This window comes from Erwinia sp. Eh17-17 (assembly GCF_039675725.1).
Classification (GTDB): domain Bacteria; phylum Pseudomonadota; class Gammaproteobacteria; order Enterobacterales; family Enterobacteriaceae; genus Erwinia.
Window position 1 is genome coordinate 559,121 of sequence record NZ_JBDFQT010000002.1, and the last position, 21,471, is coordinate 580,591.

19 protein-coding genes are annotated in these 21,471 nt (G+C 54.8%); 1 reads left to right on the forward strand and 18 read right to left on the reverse strand.

The window, feature by feature from the left end:
- Positions 1-6: 6 nt before the first annotated feature.
- The 10 genes from cydB to sdhC all read right to left on the reverse strand — a co-directional run bounded on the left by cydB (position 7) and on the right by sdhC (position 12,994).
- On the reverse strand, positions 7-1,146 hold the full coding sequence (cydB, locus tag ABEH87_RS08005; protein ID WP_346575501.1) for a cytochrome d ubiquinol oxidase subunit II: 1,140 nt from the start codon (positions 1,144-1,146) through the stop codon (positions 7-9).
- Between the two features lie 15 nt (positions 1,147-1,161).
- The gene (gene cydA, locus ABEH87_RS08010) at positions 1,162-2,730 is read right to left on the reverse strand and encodes a cytochrome ubiquinol oxidase subunit I (RefSeq protein WP_346575503.1); all 1,569 of its coding nucleotides are present in this window, start codon (positions 2,728-2,730) and stop codon (positions 1,162-1,164) included.
- A gap of 626 nt (positions 2,731-3,356) precedes the next feature.
- Complete coding sequence (gene sucD / locus ABEH87_RS08015; protein WP_062748464.1) at positions 3,357-4,229, reverse strand: succinate--CoA ligase subunit alpha; 873 nt, start codon at positions 4,227-4,229, stop codon at positions 3,357-3,359.
- Entirely contained in the window at positions 4,229-5,395 is a 1,167-nt protein-coding gene (gene sucC, locus ABEH87_RS08020; RefSeq protein ID WP_062748462.1) for an ADP-forming succinate--CoA ligase subunit beta, read from the reverse strand. Before sucC ends, sucD begins: the two co-directional genes overlap by 1 nt.
- A gap of 97 nt (positions 5,396-5,492) precedes the next feature.
- Positions 5,493-6,710 carry a 2-oxoglutarate dehydrogenase complex dihydrolipoyllysine-residue succinyltransferase gene (gene odhB, locus ABEH87_RS08025; protein WP_346575505.1) on the reverse strand — a complete coding sequence of 406 codons (1,218 nt, stop codon included), beginning with the start codon at positions 6,708-6,710 and terminating at the stop codon, positions 5,493-5,495.
- 13 nt (positions 6,711-6,723) lie between these two features.
- The gene (gene sucA, locus ABEH87_RS08030; RefSeq protein ID WP_346575507.1) at positions 6,724-9,531 is read right to left on the reverse strand and encodes a 2-oxoglutarate dehydrogenase E1 component; all 2,808 of its coding nucleotides are present in this window, start codon (positions 9,529-9,531) and stop codon (positions 6,724-6,726) included.
- A gap of 234 nt (positions 9,532-9,765) precedes the next feature.
- Positions 9,766-10,482, reverse strand: coding sequence for a succinate dehydrogenase iron-sulfur subunit (locus ABEH87_RS08035; RefSeq protein WP_346575509.1), 717 nt, complete (start codon positions 10,480-10,482; stop codon positions 9,766-9,768).
- A 15-nt stretch (positions 10,483-10,497) separates the two neighbouring features.
- Positions 10,498-12,264, reverse strand: a complete 1,767-nt coding sequence (gene sdhA / locus ABEH87_RS08040; RefSeq protein ID WP_346575511.1) for a succinate dehydrogenase flavoprotein subunit — start codon at positions 12,262-12,264, stop codon at positions 10,498-10,500.
- Positions 12,264-12,611 carry a succinate dehydrogenase membrane anchor subunit gene (gene sdhD, locus ABEH87_RS08045; protein ID WP_346575513.1) on the reverse strand — a complete coding sequence of 116 codons (348 nt, stop codon included), beginning with the start codon at positions 12,609-12,611 and terminating at the stop codon, positions 12,264-12,266. Before sdhD ends, sdhA begins: the two co-directional genes overlap by 1 nt.
- Positions 12,605-12,994: a succinate dehydrogenase cytochrome b556 subunit gene (gene sdhC, locus ABEH87_RS08050; protein ID WP_346575515.1), complete on the reverse strand. Its 390-nt coding sequence runs from the start codon at positions 12,992-12,994 to the stop codon at positions 12,605-12,607. Before sdhC ends, sdhD begins: the two co-directional genes overlap by 7 nt.
- Before the next feature lie 634 nt (positions 12,995-13,628).
- Here sdhC and ABEH87_RS08055 point away from each other — a divergent pair.
- Positions 13,629-14,912 carry a citrate synthase gene (locus ABEH87_RS08055; protein ID WP_346575517.1) on the forward strand — a complete coding sequence of 428 codons (1,284 nt, stop codon included), beginning with the start codon at positions 13,629-13,631 and terminating at the stop codon, positions 14,910-14,912.
- Positions 14,913-15,003: 91 nt separating this feature from the next.
- Here ABEH87_RS08055 and nei read toward each other — a convergent pair whose 3' ends face one another.
- The 8 genes from nei to ABEH87_RS08095 form a co-directional block, all read right to left on the reverse strand.
- Positions 15,004-15,795: an endonuclease VIII gene (gene nei, locus ABEH87_RS08060; RefSeq protein WP_346575519.1), complete on the reverse strand. Its 792-nt coding sequence runs from the start codon at positions 15,793-15,795 to the stop codon at positions 15,004-15,006.
- 17 nt (positions 15,796-15,812) lie between these two features.
- Complete coding sequence (pcp, locus tag ABEH87_RS08065; RefSeq protein ID WP_346575521.1) at positions 15,813-16,454, reverse strand: pyroglutamyl-peptidase I; 642 nt, start codon at positions 16,452-16,454, stop codon at positions 15,813-15,815.
- A gap of 7 nt (positions 16,455-16,461) precedes the next feature.
- Positions 16,462-17,451, reverse strand: a complete 990-nt coding sequence (locus ABEH87_RS08070; RefSeq protein ID WP_346575523.1) for a DUF979 domain-containing protein — start codon at positions 17,449-17,451, stop codon at positions 16,462-16,464.
- Entirely contained in the window at positions 17,451-18,179 is a 729-nt protein-coding gene (locus tag ABEH87_RS08075; protein WP_346575525.1) for a DUF969 domain-containing protein, read from the reverse strand. The genes ABEH87_RS08070 and ABEH87_RS08075 overlap by 1 nt, the downstream gene beginning before the upstream one ends.
- Positions 18,180-18,237: 58 nt before the next feature.
- Complete coding sequence (pxpA, locus tag ABEH87_RS08080; RefSeq protein WP_346575527.1) at positions 18,238-18,975, reverse strand: 5-oxoprolinase subunit PxpA; 738 nt, start codon at positions 18,973-18,975, stop codon at positions 18,238-18,240.
- The gene (pxpC, locus tag ABEH87_RS08085) at positions 18,959-19,897 is read right to left on the reverse strand and encodes a 5-oxoprolinase subunit PxpC (protein ID WP_346575529.1); all 939 of its coding nucleotides are present in this window, start codon (positions 19,895-19,897) and stop codon (positions 18,959-18,961) included. Before pxpC ends, pxpA begins: the two co-directional genes overlap by 17 nt.
- Complete coding sequence (gene pxpB, locus ABEH87_RS08090) at positions 19,891-20,547, reverse strand: 5-oxoprolinase subunit PxpB (protein WP_346575531.1); 657 nt, start codon at positions 20,545-20,547, stop codon at positions 19,891-19,893. Before pxpB ends, pxpC begins: the two co-directional genes overlap by 7 nt.
- A gap of 178 nt (positions 20,548-20,725) precedes the next feature.
- A complete protein-coding gene (locus tag ABEH87_RS08095) occupies positions 20,726-21,469 on the reverse strand; it encodes a type 2 GTP cyclohydrolase I (RefSeq protein ID WP_346575533.1) in 744 nt (247 codons plus the stop codon).
- Positions 21,470-21,471: the final 2 nt, after the last annotated feature.

The window sequence follows — 21,471 nt, forward strand, 5'->3', positions numbered from 1 at the left end:
CCTTCTTTAGTAGAGAGAATGGCTGTTACTTTCAATCTGCTCTTTGGTCAGACGACCGAACATTTTGTAGTAGCACCAGGTTGTGTAAGCCAGAATGATTGGCACGAAAATAATCGCTGCTACCGTCATCACTTTCAGCGTCAACAGGGTCGAGGTGGCATCCCACATTGTCAGACTCACGTTTGGCACCGTGCTGGATGGCATAACGAACGGGAACATGGCTACACCCGCCGTCAGGATCACACAGGCGATAGTCAAAGAAGAGAAGACAAACGCCCACGCTCCTTTTTCCAGCCGCGAACACAGAATAGTCAACAGCGGCAGTACCACGCCCAGTACCGGAATAGTCCACAGGATCGGTGCATTTTTAAAGTTCATCATCCAGGCACCTGCCTGGTGGCTGACTTCTTTCACCAGTGGATTAGACGGGCCGTTATGATCCAGTGCGGAGGTCACCACGTAACCATCAATTCCGTAGATCACCCAGACACCTGCCAGTACGAAACCAACCATCATTACCAGCGCACAAATCTGCGCAGCAATACGGGCGCGCAAATGTAGTTCGCCCACGGTACGCATCTGCAGATAGGTAGCTCCCTGAGTCAGGAACATCATCAGGCTGACGATCCCAGCCAGCAGACCGAACGGGTTCAGCAGTTGGAAGAAGTTGCCGGTGTAGAACAGACGCAGGTCGGTATCAATATGGAAAGGAACCCCCTGCAGCAGGTTACCGAAGGCCACACCAATCACCAGTGGCGGAACAAAGCTACCAATAAAGATTGCCCAGTCCCACATGCCACGCCAGCGCGGATCCTCGATTTTGGAACGATAGTCAAAGCCAACCGGGCGGAAGAACAGCGATGCCAGTACCAGGATCATTGCCACATAGAAACCAGAGAAGGCGGCGGCATAGACGGTTGGCCAGGCAGCAAACAGCGCTCCACCGGCGGTAATCAGCCACACCTGGTTGCCGTCCCAGTGAGGAGCGATGCTGTTGATCATCACCCGACGTTCGGTATCGCTGCGGCCAAGGATGCGCGACAGCATCCCGACGCCCATATCGAAGCCGTCAGCAATCGCGAATCCGATACACAGGATGCCAATCAACAGCCACCAGATAAAACGCATTAGTTCATAAGTTAACATTTGTGCACTCCTGTCTTATCGTACCGGCTGCGAAGCGATGCTGGACTGTTCATAATGATAACGTCCGGTTTTCAGGCTGCTTGGGCCAAGGCGCGCAAACTTGAACATCAGATACATTTCAGCCACCAGGAACAGCGTATACAGGCCACAGATCAATCCCATCGAGAACAGCAGATCGCCGACCGTCAGTGATGAATTAGCCACTGCCGTTGGCAGGACTTCACCGATAGCCCAGGGTTGACGACCGTATTCAGCCACAAACCAGCCTGATTCAATCGCAATCCACGGCAGTGGAATACCGTACAGCGCGCATTTCAGCAGGAGTGGGCATTTACCAATGCGGTTACGAATGACTGACCAGAATGACAGACCGATAATCAGCAACATCAGCACGCCACAGGCGACCATGATACGGAAGGAGAAATAGAGCGGAGCAACGCTTGGAATCGAGTCTTTCGCTGCCTGCTGAATCTGGGCCTCGCTGGCATTCGCTACGTCAGGGGTATAGCGTTTAAGCAGTAAGCCATAACCGAGATCCTGTTTTGCTGCGTTGAACGCAGTTCGCACCGCAGGATCCTTATTACCCGTACGCAACTCCTGCAGCAGTTCATACGCTTTCATCCCGTTACGGATGCGCACTTCGTGCTGCTCCATCAACTCTTTCAGGCCGGTGACCTGCTTATCGACAGAACGGGTGGCAATCAGCCCAAGCGCCCAGGGGATCTGGATAGCGTAATGATTTTTCTGTGCTTCCTGGTCCGGGATACCAAACAGCGTAAAGGCTGCCGGTGCAGGCTGTGTTTCCCACTCCGCTTCGATAGCTGCCAGTTTGGTTTTCTGCACGTCACCGATTTCATAGCCGGACTCATCACCCAGTACGATAACGGAGAGAATTGCGGCCATGCCGAAGCTGGCTGCAATGGCGAAGGAACGTTTGGCGAAAGCCGTATCACGGCCGCGCAGCAGATAGTAAGCACTGATACCGAGAATAAACATGGCACCACAGGTGTAACCCGCCGCGACAGTGTGGACAAATTTCACCTGGGCTACCGGGTTCAGCACCAGCTCGGAGAAGCTGACCATCTCCATACGCATGGTTTCGAAATTGAACTCAGAGGCCACCGGATTCTGCATCCAGCCGTTTGCCACCAGAATCCACAGCGCGGAGAGGTTAGAGCCTAATGCCACCAGCCAGGTCACCGCCATGTGCTGCACTTTACCCAGGCGATCCCAGCCAAAGAAGAACAGCCCGACAAAAGTTGACTCAAGGAAGAACGCCATTAAGCCTTCAATGGCCAGCGGGGCACCGAAAATATCCCCAACATAGTGCGAATAATAAGACCAGTTGGTGCCGAACTGGAACTCCATAGTGAGTCCAGTTGCCACACCCAGAGCAAAGTTAATCCCAAATAACTTACCCCAGAACTTTGTCATATCTTTATAGATTTGTTTACCAGACAGTACGTAAACCGTTTCCATGATGGCCAGTAAAAACGCCATACCCAGCGTTAGTGGCACAAACAGAAAATGGTACATAGCAGTCAAAGCAAACTGTAATCGCGACAGTTCGACAATATCAAACATTTTGACTCCTTGCTCCGCAAGTGGGTTCCGACAGAAGAATATCCGAGTAAAAGACTCAGAATTACCTGGAGATATCCCAATAAATAATGAAAACTTTATCCCGTAAAGTGGTCTCTGAGATACAAAAAGGGTACCTCATTCATTTGACCAAAATAGTAAGTAACAGCGTTGGAAGATCCGAAAAGACATCCCGTGTTTTATAATACGCCTTTATACACACAGGTTTAAAGGGGTTTTGTGACGACCGTATTATTTTTAGCAGGTTGTATCAATTTTCAATGAGATAGGCATATCAGCCTGAATTTGACACAGCGCAATTTAAACTAAAAACAGGCAAACACTCCAGTAATATACCCAATAAATAAGTCTGCTTTTATTGATCTAAATTAAGGTTTTAAACGTATACATTATGGTAGCAAACCGAATTTGTTAAAAAAATGTATGCGCTATTAAGGGGAAAGTTAAAATATGAAGGGAATAGCAGTGAAATTTAACGTTAAATAGTCTTTGCACTATTTAAGCGTCATTTAACGTTAGTGCATCGGCAGTAAAAAGTGTGACAAATGAAAATGAAAAAGGCCACCCGCAGGTGGCCTTTACGACAGTAAACTCGCGACAGCAGTGAGTTACTGCGGCAGTACCGCTTTCACGGCTTCACCGATGTCAGCCAGGCTGCGTACGGTTTTAACTCCTGCAGCTTCCAGTGCAGCAAACTTCTCGTCAGCTGTACCTTTACCGCCAGCGATGATGGCACCTGCGTGGCCCATACGCTTGCCTTTCGGCGCAGTCACACCCGCGATGTAACCGACCACCGGCTTGGTCACATACTCTTTGATAAACGCCGCGGCTTCTTCTTCAGCGCTACCGCCGATTTCACCAATCATCACGATGGCTTCGGTCTGCGGGTCATCCTGGAACAGCTTCAGGATATCGATAAAGTTAGAGCCTGGGATCGGGTCTCCACCGATGCCGACACAGGTAGACTGGCCGTAACCGATGTCGGTGGTCTGCTTAACGGCTTCATAGGTCAGCGTGCCCGAACGGGAAACGATACCAATGCGGCCTGGCTGATGAATGTGGCCAGGCATGATGCCGATCTTACAGGCGCCTGGGGTGATAACGCCAGGGCAGTTTGGACCAATCATACGCACACCGGCTTCATCCAGCTTCACTTTCACGGTCAGCATATCCAGCGTCGGGATGCCTTCAGTGATGGTGATGATCAGCTTGATACCCGCTTCAATCGCTTCCAGGATGCCGTCTTTGCAGAACGGAGCCGGAACGTAGATGACGGAAGCTGTAGCACCAGTGGCTTCTACCGCTTCGCGCACGGTGTTGAAGACCGGCAGACCCAGATGCTCGGTGCCGCCTTTACCTGGGGTGACACCGCCAACCAGCTGCGTACCATAAGCTAACGCCTGCTCGGAGTGGAAGGTACCCTGACCACCGGTGAAGCCCTGGCAGATAACTTTGGTGTTTTTATCAATCAGAATAGACATTATTTACCCTCCGCTGCGGCAACAACACGGTGCGCCGCGTCGCTCAGGCTGGTTGCTGCAATAATATTCAGGCCGCTGTCTGCCAGTTTTTTGGCACCCAACTCGGCATTGTTTCCTTCCAGTCGCACAACAACCGGTACGTTAACACCCACTTCTTCCACTGCACCGATGATGCCGTCAGCAATCAGGTCGCAGCGCACGATACCGCCGAAGATGTTGACGAAGACCGCTTTCACCGCGTCATCAGACAGAATGATTTTAAAGGCTTCAGTAACACGTTCTTTCGTTGCACCGCCGCCAACATCGAGGAAGTTAGCCGGCTGGCCACCGCTCAGTTTCACGATGTCCATGGTGCCCATCGCCAGACCAGCACCGTTGACCATGCAGCCAATGTTGCCTTCAAGCGCTACGTAGTTCAGTTCCCACTGCGCAGCGTGTGCTTCACGTGAGTCTTCCTGGCTTGGGTCACGCATTTCACGCAGCTCAGGCTGACGGAACAGGGCGTTACCATCAGCTGTCAGTTTGCCGTCCAGGCAGACCAGATCGCCCTGCTTGGTGATCACCAGCGGGTTGATCTCAACCAGTGCCAGATCGCGCTCCAGGAACAGCGTCGCCAGACCCATGAAGATCTTGGTGAACTGGCCAACCTGCTTACCGGTCAGACCCAGTTTGAAGGCCAGCTCACGGCCCTGGTAAGGCTGTGGTCCGGTCAGCGGATCCAGCGCCATTTTGTGGATCAGGTGCGGGGTCTCTTCCGCGACTTTCTCGATTTCCACGCCGCCTTCGGTCGAGGCCATAAACACCACGCGACGGGTGCCACGGTCAACGACCGCGCCCAGGTACAGTTCCTGGTCGATATCGGTCGCTGATTCAACCAGAATCTGGTTTACCGGCTGGCCGTGTGCATCAGTCTGATAGGTCACCAGACGCTTGCCCAACCAGTTTTCAGCGAATGCGCGGATTTCTTCTTTACTGTTAACCACTTTCACGCCACCCGCTTTACCGCGGCCACCGGCATGAACCTGGCATTTCACTACCCACGGACCAGCGCCAATCTTAGAGGCGGCTTCTTCTGCTTCACGTGGTGTAGTGCAGGCATAACCGGTTGGTGCCGGCAAACCATACCGTGCAAACAACTGTTTTGCCTGATATTCGTGTAAATTCATGATGTTCTATCCATTCAGGTCTGAAAAGATTTAGCTGCCAGAGGCGGCTACACATTAGGACTGGATGCGGCACCTTTCAATGCCGCATCCCAGGGGTTTAGACATCCAACAGCAGACGAGCCGGATCTTCCAGCAGCTCTTTGATCGCCACCAGATAGCCCACAGATTCGCGGCCATCGATCAGACGGTGATCGTAAGAGAGTGCCAGATACATCATTGGCTGGATAACAACCTGACCATTCACCGCCATTGGACGATCTTTAATGGCGTGCATGCCCAGGATCGCGCTCTGCGGTGGGTTGATGATCGGGGTAGACATCAGAGAACCAAACACACCACCGTTAGTGATGGTGAAGTTACCGCCGGTCAGTTCGTCAACGGTCAGCTTCCCGTCACGTCCTTTCACCGCCAGCTCTTTAATTTTCTTCTCGATATCGGCCATGCTTAATGCATCAACGTCTTTCAGCACTGGCGTCACCAGGCCGCGCGGCGTGGATACCGCAATGCTGACGTCGAAGTAGTTGTGATAAACCACATCTTCGCCATCGATAGAGGCATTCACTTCCGGATAACGCTTCAGCGCTTCGACAACGGCTTTGATGTAGAAGGACATAAAGCCCAGACGCACGCCGTGACGTTTCTCGAACGCATCACCATACTGCTTACGCAGTGCCATGATCGGCTGCATGTTGACTTCGTTAAAGGTGGTCAGCATTGCGGTGCTGTTTTTAGCTTCCAGCAGACGCTCGGCGACGCGCTTACGCAGACGGGTCATCGGTACGCGTTTTTCACTGCGATTACCCAGTGACGTTGCCGGAGCAGCCGCAGCGGCTTTTGGCTCAGCGCCTTTCGCCGGTGCTTTGGCCAGGTGTTTCTCTACATCTTCGCGCGTCAGACGACCGCCAACACCGGTGCCTTTGATAGCAGCAGCGTCAAGGTTATGTTCAGCGATCAGGCGGCGGATTGCCGGGCTGAGCGCGTCGTTGCTTTCTTCTTCCAGCGAGGCGCTCTGGCGCTGCGCCGGAGTGGACTCATTTGCTTCCACTTTCGCTGACGTTTCTTTGCCGCCGCTGTTACCTTCTTTCAGGCGACCCAGCGCCTGACGGGAAACGACCGTCGCGCCTTCTTCTTCGAGGATAGCTTCCAGTACGCCATCGGTAGACGCCGGAACTTCCAGGATAACTTTGTCGGTTTCAATTTCAACCAGCACTTCATCACGTTTGACGCTGTCGCCAGGTTTTTTGTGCCAGGTTGCCACGGTGGCATCAGCCACGGATTCAGGCAGGTCAGGAACAACGATATCTACGCTACTCATTCTTTTTCCTTAATTATTCAACGTTCAGCGCGTCATTAACCAGATCTTGCTGCTGCTGCTGGTGAACGGACATATAGCCAACTGCCGGGGATGCCGATGCAGGACGCCCGGCATAACGTAATGAAGCCCCAAATGGCACGATTTCGCGGAAATGGTGCTGACTGCAATACCATGCGCCCTGATTCAGAGGCTCTTCCTGACACCAGACAAAATCATGCACGTGAGAGTACTGCTGCAGAACATCCTGTACCGCTTTATGCGGGAACGGATAGAGCTGCTCAATACGCACAATCGCCACGTCGGTTTGCTCATTCTTACGACGTTTATCCAGCAGATCGTAATAAACCTTACCGGAGCAGAGCACTACACGTTTGACACCCTGCGGGTCGAGCGCGTCGATTTCACCGATAGCAGGCTGGAACGCACCGCTGGCCAGCTCTTCTAAGGAAGATACTGCCTGTGGATGACGTAACAGTGACTTCGGAGACATCACCACCAGCGGACGTCGCATACCGCGCAGTGCCTGACGACGCAGCATGTGATAAACCTGCGCTGGCGTCGAAGGTACGCAGACCTGCATGTTCTGCTCGGCGCAGAGCTGCAGATAACGTTCCAGACGTGCGGAGGAGTGCTCAGGGCCCTGGCCTTCATAGCCATGCGGCAGCAGCATCACCAGGCCACACATACGGCCCCATTTCTGTTCGCCAGAGCTGATGAACTGGTCAATCACGACCTGTGCACCGTTAGCAAAGTCACCGAACTGCGCTTCCCAGATAGTCAGGGTGCGCGGTTCAGCGGTGGCATAACCATATTCAAACGCCAGTACGGCCTCTTCAGACAGGACGGAGTCCCAGACTTTAAAGATGCCCTGACCGTTATGCACATGCTGCAGCGGGGTATAGGTTGAACCGTTCGCCTGGTTATGGATAACCGCATGACGATGGAAAAACGTCCCGCGCCCCATATCTTCACCGGAGAGACGGCATGGAATACCCTCGTCGACCAGCGTGGCATAAGCGAGGTTTTCTGCTGCGCCCCAGTCGAATGGTTTATTACCCGCAGCCATTTCAGCGCGGTCGTTATAAATCTTCGCCACGCGGGACTGCATCTCGACGGATTCTGGCACCGTACTGATACGTTTTGCCAGTTCCTGCAAACGCTTCAGTTCGATAGATTCCGGATAGCCTTCATCCCAGTCGTGGTTCAGATACGGTGACCAGGTGAAGGAGTGCAGGCTCATTGGGCGCCATTCCGGCACCACGCATTCACCGGCATCCAGTGCATCACGGTACAGGTTGACCATTTCCGTGGCATCTTCCAGGCTGGCGACTTTTTCAGCTTCCAGCTTGTCAGCATACAGTTTACGCGGCGTCGGGTGTTTCTTGATTTTCTGGTACATCACAGGCTGAGTTGCGCTTGGCTCATCAGCTTCGTTATGGCCATGACGGCGATAACAGACCAGATCAATAAACACGTCACGTTTAAAGGTGTTACGGAAATCCAGGGCCAGACGGGTAACAAAGGCAACGGCTTCCGGATCGTCCGCATTAACGTGGAAGATTGGAGCCAGAACCATTTTACCGATGTCAGTACAGTACTGGGTGGAACGCGCATCTTTAGGATTCGAGGTGGTGAAGCCGATCTGGTTATTGATCACGATACGCACCGTACCGCCTACTTCATAACCGCGCGCCTGAGACATGTTCAGGGTTTCCTGCACCACGCCCTGGCCGATGACTGCAGCATCACCGTGAATCGTAATCGGCAATACTTTGTTGCTGGCAGGTTCATCCAGACGGTCGAGACGGGCACGAACGGACCCCATGACCACCGGGCTGACGATCTCAAGGTGTGAAGGGTTAAACGCCAGCGCCAGATGAACCATGCCGCCTTCGGTTTCCACATCAGACGAGAAGCCCATGTGGTACTTCACGTCACCGGTGCCAAGGTGTTCTTTATGCTTACCGGAGAACTCGTCGAACAGGTCCTGTGGCTTTTTGCCCAGCACGTTGATCAGCACGTTCAGGCGGCCACGGTGCGCCATACCCAGCACCACTTCGCGTGTACCGCTCTTACCGGCGTGACGGATCATCTCGTTCAGCATGGGCACCAGCGCATCGCCACCTTCCAGTGAGAAGCGTTTTGCACCTGGGAATTTAGCCCCGAGATAACGCTCCAGACCTTCTGCGGCAGTCAGCTGCTTGAGGAAGCCCTTTTTCTCTTCAACGGAGTAAGAAGCCCGCCCTACCACCGATTCCAGACGCTGTTGGATCCAGCGTTTTTCCTCAGTGTTGGTGATGTGCATATACTCCGCACCGATCGAACCGCAGTATGTTTGCTTCAGAGCAGCAAACAGATCCGCCAGCTTCAGGGTTTCTTTACCAATGGCAAAAGAACCGACGTTAAAGCTCTCCTGGAAATCGGCTTCGCTCAGGCCATGATAGAGCGGGTCGAGGTCAGGAACAGCTTCCTGCTTCCACAGGCCTAACGGATCGAGGTTTGCTTGCTGATGTCCGCGGAAACGGAAGGCGTTGATCAGTTGCAGTACCTTAACCTGTTTAGCATTGGTTTCAGGATCGCTGACGGAGGCGGTGTAGCGCGAAGCATCTTTCGCCAGACGGCGGAAGTACTCGCGAGTGGTGGAGTGAAATTGCTCAGGTCTAACCCCAGTGCCAGGAAGCTCTTGGAAAAGAGTTTTCCAGGCCACATCGACAGAGTCAGGATCGGTTAAGAAGTCCTCATAGAGCTGTTCTATGTAGGACTGGTTCGCGCCGGCCAGCCAGGTGGAGTCCAGCCAGGGTTTCATCGCGCTGTTCTGCATTGTGATCCCTTAAGCATATTTGTGCTTTTTTTGTTCGCCGTGGTTGTTTAATGGAACCTTTGCAAGTCCCGCGCCGCGTTAACGGCTTACCGTGGTACGGTTCTTCGTTACGAGCGACCGGCCCGTAAGGGAACCTTTGCAAAGGGTTTCCGACAACATCGCTCTGTCGAAAACACCTTACAAAGATGACCTGGTAACCTGCCGGGAACCGTGAAGGTCCCCGGCATGATTACGTTAAGCGCCCCGCTGCAGCAGCATCGACTTGATATGGCCGATGGCGCGCGTTGGGTTGAGCCCTTTCGGACATACGCTCACACAGTTCATAATGCTGTGACAGCGGAATACGCTGAAAGCATCATTGAGATTGTCGAGACGCGCATCGGTTTCGGTATCGCGGCTGTCAATCAGGAAACGGTAAGCAGCAAGCAGGCCTGCCGGACCGATAAATTTGTCCGGATTCCACCAGAATGACGGGCACGAGGTGGAACAGCAGGCGCAGAGGATACATTCATACAAACCATCCAGTTTTTCACGCTGTTCAGGTTCCTGAAGGTGCTCCCTTGCTGGCGGTTTTTGCCCATTATTCAACAGGTAAGGCTTAATCTTCTCATACTGAGCATAGAACTGGCCCATGTCCACCACCAAATCGCGGATCACCGGTAAACCGGGCAGCGGGCGGATGACAATTTTCTGTTTACCATTACCCAGCGCAGAAACCGGGGTAATGCAGGCCAGACCGTTTTTACCGTTCATGTTCAGACCGTCAGAGCCACACACGCCTTCACGGCAGGAGCGGCGAAACGCTAACGTCGGGTCTTTCTCTTTCAGACGCATCAGCGCGTCCAGCAGCATCATGTCACGGCCGTCTTCCGACTCCAGCGTATAATCCTGCATACGCGGAGCATCATCGACTTCCGGGTTGTAACGATAGATGGAAAATTCGAGTCTCATGTTTATCTCCGCAAACTAGTAAGTACGTGCTTTCGGCGGGAAGGCCGCACGCAGTTTCGGCTGCATGTTCACCTCACGGCGCGTCATGCTTTCACTTTGCGGCAGATACACGCTGTGACATAACCAGTTTGCATCGTCACGTTCAGGATAGTCGAAGCGGCTGTGCGCTCCACGGCTCTCGGTACGGAAGTTAGCCGCAACGGCAGTGGCGTACGCCGTTTCCATCAGGTTGTCCAGTTCCAGACACTCAATACGCTGCGTATTGAAGTCCGGTGAACGGTCGTCAAGACGGGCATTTTTCAGACGTTCACGCAGCACTTTCAGCTCTGCCAGGCCTTTCGCCATCGCATCACCTTCGCGGAAGACCGAGAAGTTATGCTGCATGCAGGTCTGCAGGGCTTTACGCAATTCAGCCGGGTCTTCACCCGTCACGTTGTTGTTCCAGCGGTTCAGGCGAGACAGCGACGCCTCGATCTCTTCTTCGGTGGCGTCACGCAGTGCGCCCTGCTCGTTAATTGACTCCTGCAAGTGCAGACCCGCCGCACGACCGAATACCACCAGGTCAAGCAGCGAGTTACCGCCCAGGCGGTTCGAACCGTGTACCGATACGCAGGCAATTTCACCGACGGCAAACAGGCCAGGAACCACAGTATCCTGCCCCTGCTCGTTAACGGTCAGCGCCTGTCCGGTAACCCGCGTTGGGATCCCCCCCATCATATAGTGGCAGGTTGGGATAACCGGAATCGGCTCTTTCACCGGATCAACGTGGGCGAAGGTACGCGACAGTTCCAGAATGCCCGGCAGGCGGGACTCCAGCACGTCTTTACCCAGGTGATCCAGTTTCAGTTTGATGTGCGGACCCCATGGGCCGTCGCAACCACGACCTTCACGGATCTCAATCATCATCGAACGGGCAACAACATCACGGCCAGCAAGGTCTTTCGCATTCGGCGCGTAACGCTCCATAAAGCGCTCACCGTGCTTGTTCAGCAGGTAACCGCCTTCGCCACGGCACCCTTCCGTGACCAGCACACCCGCACCGGCGATACCGGTTGGGTGGAACTGCCACATTTCCATATCCTGCACCGGGACACCCGCGCGCAGCGCCATACCCACACCGTCACCGGTGCAAATATGGGCGTTAGTAGTCGACTGATAAATACGCCCGGCACCGCCGGTCGCCAGCACCGTGGCGCGCGCTTTAAAGTAGACCACTTCACCATCTTCAATGTTCAGTGCGGTACAGCCGACGATAGCGCCATCCGCATTTTTTACCAGGTCCAGCGCATACCACTCGGAGAAGATAGTGGTTTTATTCTTCAGGTTCTGCTGATAAAGCGTATGCAGCAGCGCGTGTCCGGTACGGTCAGCCGCTGCTGCCGTACGTGCCGCCTGCTCGCCACCGAAGTTTTTCGACTGGCCGCCGAACGGACGCTGATAAATGCGACCATCTTCCAGACGGGAGAATGGCAGGCCCATATGCTCTAACTCGGTCACCGCTTCCGGACCGGTTTTACACATATATTCAATCGCGTCCTGGTCACCGATATAATCGGAACCTTTCACCGTGTCATACATGTGCCATTCCCAGTTGTCGTCGTGGGTATTACCCAGGGCAACAGTGATACCGCCCTGCGCAGACACGGTATGGGAACGGGTCGGGAAAACTTTTGACAACAGGGCACAGGTCTGGCCCGATTGGGAAATCTGTAACGCGGCGCGCATACCTGCACCGCCTGCGCCGATCACAACGGCGTCAAATTCTCTTACTGGCAACTTCATCACGCACCCCACACTACGACAGTTCCATAAATTGCATACACCAGCAGCGCTACCACAATCACCAGCTGCAGCATCATGCGCAGCGCCAGTGGTTTAATGTAGTCTGTCAGTACCTGCCACATCCCAATCCAGCCATGCACCAGAATGGAGAACAGCGTCAGAAGGGTGAACACTTTCGTAAAGGATGAGGAGAAGAATCCGCGCCAGATGTCATAGGTCAGGGTCCCTGACATCACGATAAACCCGAGGATATACAGTACATAGAGGGTCATAACCATAGCGGCAGCACGCAGCAGCAGCCAGTCATGAATGCCGTTGCGACCCAGTGCAGAAGCATTGCTTACCATACGAGGACTCCAGCCAGAATTGAGAGCACGACAGTGATAACGAACGCAATTTGCGCTGAAAACTTACCCGTTTCTAAAGTTTCGCCGAGGAAGCCAAAGTCCATCATCATATGGCGAATACCGCCAGCGATGTGGTACGCCAGTGCGGTTAAGATGCCCCACATGATAAATTTGGCGATAAAGCTATCCATGACGGCGGAAGCCTGAAGGAAACCTTCGGGAGAGGAGAGCGACAGACCCAGTAACCAGAGCAGAATCCCGATCGACACAAAGGTGATCACGCCGGATACGCGGTGGAGAATGGACGCAATTGCGGTTAAGGGAAACCGGATCGTACTGAGATCCAAATTGACAGGTCTTTGTTTTTTCACGATTTTGCCCACACAGCCTTTCTTATTTTGCTTCCTCCGGTCCTGAAGGCGGGTCAGACAGCGTTAATAAGGCAAGCATTCGCGCCAGGCACCAAAACTGCAACGTCCAGTGTCAAAAACGACGCGTATGAAACGCTGGGTGGCTCCTACTGCAGGGTGTTTCCGGAGACCTGGCCGCAGTATAGGTGGATCACAATCTCATTACAATTCCCCTACAAACTCTTTGGTCACATTTCAGTGGAACAGTGATCCCCTTCACGGTTTTCATATTTCATACAATTTTAATTATCTGATTTGACAAAAGTTCAACATTCCTGTTACAAACGGACGAATAAAAGTTCTATGATGCACAAAAGTTATGGGGATACACTTTCCCCTAAGCACAAGTTATGTAACATTGGTCGTGATGACTCATAAAGCATCAGGTTTTGGTTATAACTCCGTTATATTCAGACCGGATCTTTAACACGACCATGGTACGCATCAGGATTGCGCCATCCCGGCCAGGCACGCGCCCGTCACTCTGTACCCTGCACACAACAAGATGCCACAGAGATGATTACCTTTTGCGCCAGGCAAGAGGCTGGGGAGATGTGGCTTTCCCGGTGATAAAGATCCCTATATAAGGCGCTAAGGAGACTGTTAAATGGCTGATAAAAAAGCAACGCTAACGCTAGATGGCGAAGATCCTATTGAGCTTAATGTCCTCAAAGGTACACTGGGCCCGGAAGAAATTGATGTGCGGGCACTCGGTGCGAAAGGGTACTTCACTTTCGACCCAGGTTTTACCTCTACCGCGTCCTGCGAATCAAAAATTACTTATATTGACGGTGACGAAGGCATCCTGTTGCACCGTGGCTTCCCGATTGATCAGTTAGCACTGCACTCCAATTATCTGGAAGTTTGCTACATTCTGCTGAATGGCGAAGCGCCATCCGCTAAAGAATTCGAAGAATTCAAAACCACCGTGACTCGTCACACCATGCTGCATGAGCAGATTCATCATCTGTTCCGTGGCTTCCGTCGTGACTCACATCCGATGGCGGTCATGTGTGGAGTAACCGGTGCGCTGGCAGCGTTCTATCATGATGCGATGGACGTCAATATTGAACGTCATCGTGAGATCGCCGCTTTCCGCCTGCTGTCGAAAATGCCGACTATGGCAGCGATGTGCTACAAATACTCCATCGGTCAGCCGTTTGTTTACCCACGTAATGACCTTTCGTACGCGGGTAACTTCCTTAACATGATGTTCTCTACGCCGTGTGAAGACTATGTCGTTAACCCGGTGCTGGAACGTGCAATGGACCGTATTCTGATCCTGCACGCCGATCATGAGCAGAATGCATCGACCTCTACCGTCCGTACCGCAGGTTCTTCCGGCGCTAACCCGTTTGCCTGTATTGCCGCCGGCATCGCTTCCCTCTGGGGACCGGCGCACGGCGGGGCAAACGAAGCCTGTCTGCGTATGCTGGAAGAGATCAGCACCGTTGAGCACATCCCTGAGTTCTTACGCCGCGCGAAAGACAAGAATGATTCATTCCGTCTGATGGGCTTCGGCCACCGCGTTTATAAGAACTACGATCCCCGTGCCACCGTTATGCGTGAAACCTGCCATGAAGTATTGAAAGAGCTGGGCATGAAAGATGACCTGCTGGAAGTGGCAATGGAGCTGGAACACATTGCACTCAACGACCCGTACTTCATTGAGCGTAAGCTCTATCCAAACGTCGATTTCTATTCAGGTATTATCCTGAAAGCGATGGGCATTCCTTCGTCTATGTTTACCGTTATCTTCGCGATGGCACGTACCGTAGGCTGGATTGCTCACTGGAAAGAGATGCATGATGATGGTGTGAAAATTGCCCGTCCACGCCAGTTGTACACCGGTTACGATCAGCGCGATTTCACGTCTAATATCAAGAAGTAATCAGCGGGCGGACCAAAAAGAAGGTCTGCCTCAGCCATGACCGTTAGAATTTGCGTAAGGGCCGATCGCTGTTGATCGGCCCTTATTTTTTTTATTTCTGGCATCCGGGACACCAGTAAAATGGCCGCGATGACAGCATCGTCCGTTCAATCGTGGTACCACAGCGCTCACACGCCTTCCCTGCCCGGTGAAACACTTTAAAGCTGAACAGCGCGCCGTGATGATGGTTGTCATCGGCCTGCCCGCGCGTCTGATACGATAAACGCGGTAGCGCCAGCAGCGCCGTCACCAGCGCATTTATCTGCTCTTCATTGAGCGTTTCTGCCTTGTGATGAGCGGCAAGCTGCGCCTGCCAGAGGATCTCCACGCGCAGATAGTTACCCAGCCCGGCAAGAAAAGCCTGATCCAGCAGCAGGCCGCTGAACTGGCGACGACGGAAGCGCGGCGACAGCAGCCGTTCACGCACCATGGCTTCGGTCAGAGACATATCCAGCACGTCCGGCCCGATTTTTTGCAAAAACGGATGGCAGGCCAGGCCCCCGGCATTCAGCAGTTCGATATCCGAGGCACTGAACAGCAGCAGGGTTTTATCTGCCGCCGCCAGCCGTACGCGCAGCTGCCGCTTACCGGCAGGTTGACTGCCCGTCTTCACCACGCGCCAGACCCCGTATAGCTGATTATGGCTGTACAGCGTCAGGCCGTTAGAAAAGTGGGTTAGCAATGCCTTGCCCCTGGTCTCTATCGAGAGCACCCGCTCCCCCACCAGCGCCTGCTGGTAGGTTTGCAGGGCGGGAAAGGCAAACCAGACGTCGGTCAGCACTTTTCCTTTGATGGCTTTTTCCAGCTGATCCGCCGCCCGGCGGATCTCAGGACCTTCTGGCATAGCATTTTCCCTGTGAGTTAATGCGTGGCGCCGCCTTCCAGGCGAATATCCTCTTCCACCGTCAATGCAATACCTATCGCCATTTCCAGCGCCAGCGTCACCGAAGCCTGCGACATGCTTGGTACACCGGGATGTTTGATGGCCTGCTCCGGCAGATAAGGAATATGGATAAAGCCACCGCGCGTTTTGCGCCGACGCAGATGGTGCAGCAGGCCATACATGACATGGTTGCAGACATAGGTTCCGGCGGTCTGCGATACCGAAGCAGGTATCCCCGCCTCACGTATGCCCGCCACCATCGCTTTCAGCGGCAGTGTGGAAAAGTACGCGGCAGGTCCGCCGGAAACAATCGGTTCATCCACCGGCTGATGACCGGCATTATCCGGGATGCGCGCATCATCGACATTGATCGCCACGCGCTCAATGCTGATATCCGCCCGCCCCCCGGCCTGCCCGACGGCAATCACCAGTTCGGGCTTCAGCTCATCAATAAGGCGCGTTATCTCATCGACAGCCGCGCCAAACACGCAGGGCAGCTGTCGGGCGATGACCTTGGTGTTACCAATCAGGCGGTCGTTCAGCTGGCTGACCACTTCCCAGGACGGATTCAACAGCTCGTCATCAAAAGGCTCAAAACCCGTAATCAGTACCGTTTTCATCGTTCCCTCACAAGAACATCAGGAAATATAAAAGGAATATATTGGCAATCAACAGTAGCACACCGGTAGGAACCTGAGCCTTGATCACCGCATTACGGTCCGGCAACTCCAGCAGCCGGGCAGGCACAATATTGAAGTTGGCCGCCATTGGCGTCATCAGCGTGCCGCAGTAACCACAGAACATGCCAATAGCCGCCATCACCGCCGGGTTACCGTGATGCTGAAGCACCAAAACAGGAATGCCGATGCCGGCCGTGACAATGGGGAAAGCAGCAAACGCATTACCCATCACCATGGTCAGTAATGCCATGCCGCCCGCGTAAAGCACCACGGCGACAAAGCGATTATCCACCGCCAGATACGTTTCGGTCAGATGAGAGATCGCCGTGCCCACGCCCGCACTGGTGAACAGCAGGCCGAGGGTTGCCAGAATCTGCGGCAAAATAAACGCCCAGCCGATGGAGTCCAGCAGGCGGCGCGCCTCCTGCAGGGACTGCGCCGGAGATTCTCGCGTGATTTTCAGCGCCAGCAGCCAGGCCAGCAGACAGCCGACGGACATCGAGAACAGCGTCACCAGAGTGGCATGGTTGCCCGCGCCAAACACCGTCTGCTGCAGACCAGGAATATTATTGAAAGCCAGGACGCCAATAACCGTAACCAGCGGAATAATCAGCGCAGGCAAAAACAGGCGATTGCCCAGGCGCTCTGCCAGTTTGCTGCGCTGCTCCGGCGTACGCTGCGAGTAGCTCCCCAGCTTAACGCCACCGAAACCGGCAATCAGCGCCATCACCACCACTCCGACGCCAACGCCAATATGCAGCGTACGCGCCCCGACCAGATCGGTCGTCCACTGGCCAATAAAGAACACCAGTCCATACAGTGCCCAGAACAGGCCGGTCGTGAGGCGACGCGGATTGCTTTTATCGCGCCAGGACATCAGTGCCACCACCAGCAGAATGGTGCCTGCCAGCCAGTAAAGATAGTTTTGCTCAAACATCAGCGGCCTCCCTTCTGTTGCAACGCGCTGGCATTCAACTTGCTCAGCTCATTCGCCAGCGTTTTATCCAGACGATGCAGCCGCACGGAGTGGATTAGAAATGCGCACAGGGCGGTAGGGATACCCCACAGGGCGATATGCAGCGGCTCGGTCTGGATGCCCGCCGACTCCTGCATAAAGTTATGCATGAAGATAATCGCACCAAAGGCGACAAAAATATCTTCACCAAAAAACAGTCCGACGTTATCAGTGGCGGCAGCCATGGCACGCAGGCGGTAACGTACCGCGGGCGGCAGCTCTCCGTAACGCGTTTCAGCCGCCCCTTCTGCCATCGGTGCCAGCAGCGGACGCACCATCTGCGGATGCCCTCCCAGGCTGGTCAGCCCCAGAGCCGCCGTGATTTCACGCGCCAGCAGATAGACAATCATCAGGCGACCCGCCGTAGCGCTACGAATACGGGCAATCCACGCCTGCGCCCGTTCCTTCAGGCCATTTCGCTCCAGCAGGCCGATGATCGCCAGGGGAAGTAACAGAATAAACGGCAGGTTACGGGTATTGAGGAACCCGGAACCAAGTTTTTCCAGAATATCCACAACGGGCATCTGGGCCGCCAGCCCGGTGATTAATCCGGCCACGACGACGACAATGACCGGGTTAAAGCGTAATAAAAAACCTGCCACAATGGCGGCGATCCCGGCGAGGGGCCAGAGATTAATAACAGCGTCCATCAGGACTCCTTAAAGACAGAAAAACGCCCCAGTCGTGGCCGGAGCGTCATGAGTAACGTTAGCCGCTGGTCACGGCAATCTGCTGCTGGCTGAATGCCTGACGCAGCTGGCGGGCAAAGTCGAGCGCATGTGCGCCATCACCGTGCAGGCATACCGTGTCGGCCTGCACCTTCACCCATTCTCCGCTAACGCTTTGCACCTGACCCTGTTGGATCATCGCCAGCGTCTGGCTGATTGCCTGTTGGTCGCTGTCCACCAGCGCACCGGGCTGTCCACGCGGAACCAGTGCCCCGTCAGACTGATAACCACGGTCAGCAAAAACCTCCTGGCGGATGGTTAATCCGTGGCGTTCTCCGGCACGAATCAGCTCGCTGTTCGCCAGCCCGACCAGTATCAGCGCCGGATCAACCGCTTTCACCGCCGCCGCGATAGCTTCTGCCAGCTGCGGATCGCCCGCCGCCTGGTTGTAAAGCATACCGTGAGGTTTGACGTGAACCAGTCGGCCCCCTTCGCTTTCCGTCAGGGCTTTCAGCGCCCCCGTCTGATACACCACCTGGGCATAGACCGTTTCCGCCGGGAGCTGCATTGCCGTCCGGCCAAAGTTTTCACGGTCAGGGAAGCTGGGGTGCGCGCCAATGGCGACGCCGAATTCGCGTGCCCAACGTACGGACTGCAACATCGTTTGCGCATCGCCCGCATGGAAACCACAGGCGATGTTAGCTGAAGAGACTAGTTGCAGTAACTCACGATCGTTACCTGCCCCTTCGCCGAGATCGGCATTAAGATCGACTTTCATCCGCTAACCCCCAGGCCATATGATCCAGTGAACGTTGCTGCTCGCTTTTGGCACGCAGCGCTTCCTCCAGCGTACAGGGCACGAAGTGGATCGGCTCACCCAGGCGCAGTTGTGCCAAATGATACAGATCGGCTTCGATCACGCAGGCAATGCGCGGATATCCCCCGGTAGTTTGCGCATCCGCCATCAGAACGATCGGCTGACCGTTAGGCGGGACCTGCACAACGCCCGGCAGCAGCCCGTGCGACAGTAAATCGCGGGAGACCTCACGCTGTAATGCCTGGCCCTGCAAACGATATCCCATGCGGTTACTTTGCGGATTAAGCCGCCACGCGCTGCGCCAGAAGGCTTCCTGGCTCTCTGCGCTAAACTCATGGTATTCCGGACCCGGTAAGGCGCGTACCCGATTACCCCACAACAGCTGACGTACTCCCGCTGGCTGATGGAAGTGACGGGTCGGTTCACCCAGCCGCAGCCGGTCGCCCTCTTCCAGTTTGCGCCCGGCAAAACCACCGAATCCGGCCTTGAGGTCAGTACTGTCAGACCCCAGACGTTCATCAATGACATACCCCCCATCAAGCGCCAGGTAGCTGCGCATTCCACGCTGCGGCAGACTTAGCGTCAGACGCTGACCCTTTTTCACCGCCGTGCGCCAGCCGGTCCAGACCGGTTTACCATCGAGCTCGGCATGGCAGCCTGCGCCGGTGAGTGCCAGCCAGCCATCGCGCTGAAATTCGGCACAGAACTGACCCAGGGTAATCTCCAGCACCGCGCTGTCCGGGGCATTGCCGACCAGCATATTGGCGGTTTGCATCGCCGGATGATCCAGCACGCCCCCCTGGCTGATACCGTATTTGCGCCAGCCTGTGCGGCCGCCATCCTGAATGCTGGTACTGATCCCGGCACGAATAATTGTCAGCATATGCCCTCCTTTTGCGGTACAAATCGCACGCGGTCGCCAGGGCGCAGCAGCACCGGAGGGTGCGCCTCAGGGGTAAACAGGGCTGTTCGCGTCTGGCCTATCAGCTGCCAGCCACCCGGAGCCGCCATGGGATAAACGCCTGTCTGGCTGCCGCCAATCCCTACCGAACCGGCCGGGACCAGCACGCGTGGTTCGGCGCGGCGCGGCGTATGAAGCCGTTCATCCAGACCACCGAGATACGGGAAGCCCGGCTGAAAGCCGATAAAATAGACCACGTAGTCCACCGAGGCGTGGCAGGCCACTACCTGCGTTGCACTCATGCCGCTGTGATGAGCTACCTCGTCAAGATCCGGGCCTGAATCACCGCCATAGATCACCGGGATTTCCATCAGGCGCGACTCCAGCTCCAGCGACTCACTGGTTTCCCACCACTGCTGTAACCATTCAATCGCATCCAGTGCCGTTTGCTGCGGATCGCTTAGCATCACGGTGATGTTATTCATCCCCGGCACCACTTCGATCACTTCGGGGCGATCCTGAAGTCGTTGCGTCAGCCCCCAGATTCGCTGCTGGCTGGCAAGCGATACCGGCGGTTCCAGCTCCAGTACCACAGCCCGCTCGCCTAACAGATAACAACGTGCTCGTTGCACAAGGCGCCTCCTGAAAATTGAAAAATGAAATAAAACCCTTACTTCAGAGGCAAAAATCGTGCCGCCCAGGGAGGGTGAATAGCGTTAATTGCAGATATGACAGATAGTTATGCGGAATTGTTGCAACGGAGTCAACCGTCAGCGCACTCATGTGAATGCGCTGACGGGTCAGGCGGGGTCAGACAGGATTGTTAATATCAATAAAGGTGACATCCAGGCCGTGCTCCTGAGCCAGCCATTCGCCCAGGGCTTTAATGCCGTCACGCTCGGTGGCGTGGTGACCGGCAGAGAAGAAATGCAGCCCCTGTTCGCGGGCACTGTGGATTGTCTGCTCGGAAGCTTCACCGCTGATGAACGCATCAACGCCAAAGGCTGCCGCCTGATCGATATATCCCTGACCACCACCACTGCACCAGGCCACGCGGCGGATCAGAGCGGGGGCATTGTCACCACAGTGCAGCGGTTCACGCCCCAGCGTCGTGCCGATGCGCTGAGCAAACTCTGCGCCACTGACCGGTTGGGCCAGTTCGCCCCACGGCAGCAACTGCTCGATTTCGCCTTTGACCTCAATGCCAAACAGTCTGGCCAGTTGGGCGTTATTGCCGATCTTCGGGTGCGCATCCAGCGGAAGATGCCAGCCAAACAGGTTGATATCATTCACCAGCAGGGTTTTCAGGCGCTGGCGTTTCATGCCTTTAATCACAGGCGCTTCGCTTTTCCAGAAATAGCCGTGATGCACCATGACCGCATCGGCCTGTAAACGCACTGCTTCATCAAGCAGAGCCTGGCAGGCGGTGACGCCGGTGATCACTTTTTTAATCTCGCTGCGGCCTTCAACCTGCAGGCCATTAGGAGCATAGTCTTTGAAGTCCGCAGTATTCAGCAGCTGGTTAACCCGCTGTTCGAGTTCAGTATTCAGCATAA

Excerpts from the sequence above, each read along its gene's own strand:
- cydB (WP_346575501.1), bottom strand. The coding sequence starts at position 1,146 with ATGTTAACTTATGAACTAATGCGTTTTATCTGGTGGCTGTTGATTGGC.
- cydA (WP_346575503.1), bottom strand. The coding sequence starts at position 2,730 with ATGTTTGATATTGTCGAACTGTCGCGATTACAGTTTGCTTTGACTGCT.
- sucD (WP_062748464.1), bottom strand. The coding sequence starts at position 4,229 with ATGTCTATTCTGATTGATAAAAACACCAAAGTTATCTGCCAGGGCTTC.
- sucC (WP_062748462.1), bottom strand. The coding sequence starts at position 5,395 with ATGAATTTACACGAATATCAGGCAAAACAGTTGTTTGCACGGTATGGT.
- odhB (WP_346575505.1), bottom strand. The coding sequence starts at position 6,710 with ATGAGTAGCGTAGATATCGTTGTTCCTGACCTGCCTGAATCCGTGGCT.
- sucA (WP_346575507.1), bottom strand. The coding sequence starts at position 9,531 with ATGCAGAACAGCGCGATGAAACCCTGGCTGGACTCCACCTGGCTGGCC.
- ABEH87_RS08035 (WP_346575509.1), bottom strand. The coding sequence starts at position 10,482 with ATGAGACTCGAATTTTCCATCTATCGTTACAACCCGGAAGTCGATGAT.
- sdhA (WP_346575511.1), bottom strand. The coding sequence starts at position 12,264 with ATGAAGTTGCCAGTAAGAGAATTTGACGCCGTTGTGATCGGCGCAGGC.
- sdhD (WP_346575513.1), bottom strand. The coding sequence starts at position 12,611 with ATGGTAAGCAATGCTTCTGCACTGGGTCGCAACGGCATTCATGACTGG.
- ABEH87_RS08055 (WP_346575517.1), top strand. The coding sequence starts at position 13,629 with ATGGCTGATAAAAAAGCAACGCTAACGCTAGATGGCGAAGATCCTATT.
- nei (WP_346575519.1), bottom strand. The coding sequence starts at position 15,795 with ATGCCAGAAGGTCCTGAGATCCGCCGGGCGGCGGATCAGCTGGAAAAA.
- pcp (WP_346575521.1), bottom strand. The coding sequence starts at position 16,454 with ATGAAAACGGTACTGATTACGGGTTTTGAGCCTTTTGATGACGAGCTG.
- ABEH87_RS08070 (WP_346575523.1), bottom strand. The coding sequence starts at position 17,451 with ATGTTTGAGCAAAACTATCTTTACTGGCTGGCAGGCACCATTCTGCTG.
- ABEH87_RS08075 (WP_346575525.1), bottom strand. The coding sequence starts at position 18,179 with ATGGACGCTGTTATTAATCTCTGGCCCCTCGCCGGGATCGCCGCCATT.
- pxpA (WP_346575527.1), bottom strand. The coding sequence starts at position 18,975 with ATGAAAGTCGATCTTAATGCCGATCTCGGCGAAGGGGCAGGTAACGAT.
- pxpC (WP_346575529.1), bottom strand. The coding sequence starts at position 19,897 with ATGCTGACAATTATTCGTGCCGGGATCAGTACCAGCATTCAGGATGGC.
- ABEH87_RS08095 (WP_346575533.1), bottom strand. The coding sequence starts at position 21,469 with ATGCTGAATACTGAACTCGAACAGCGGGTTAACCAGCTGCTGAATACT.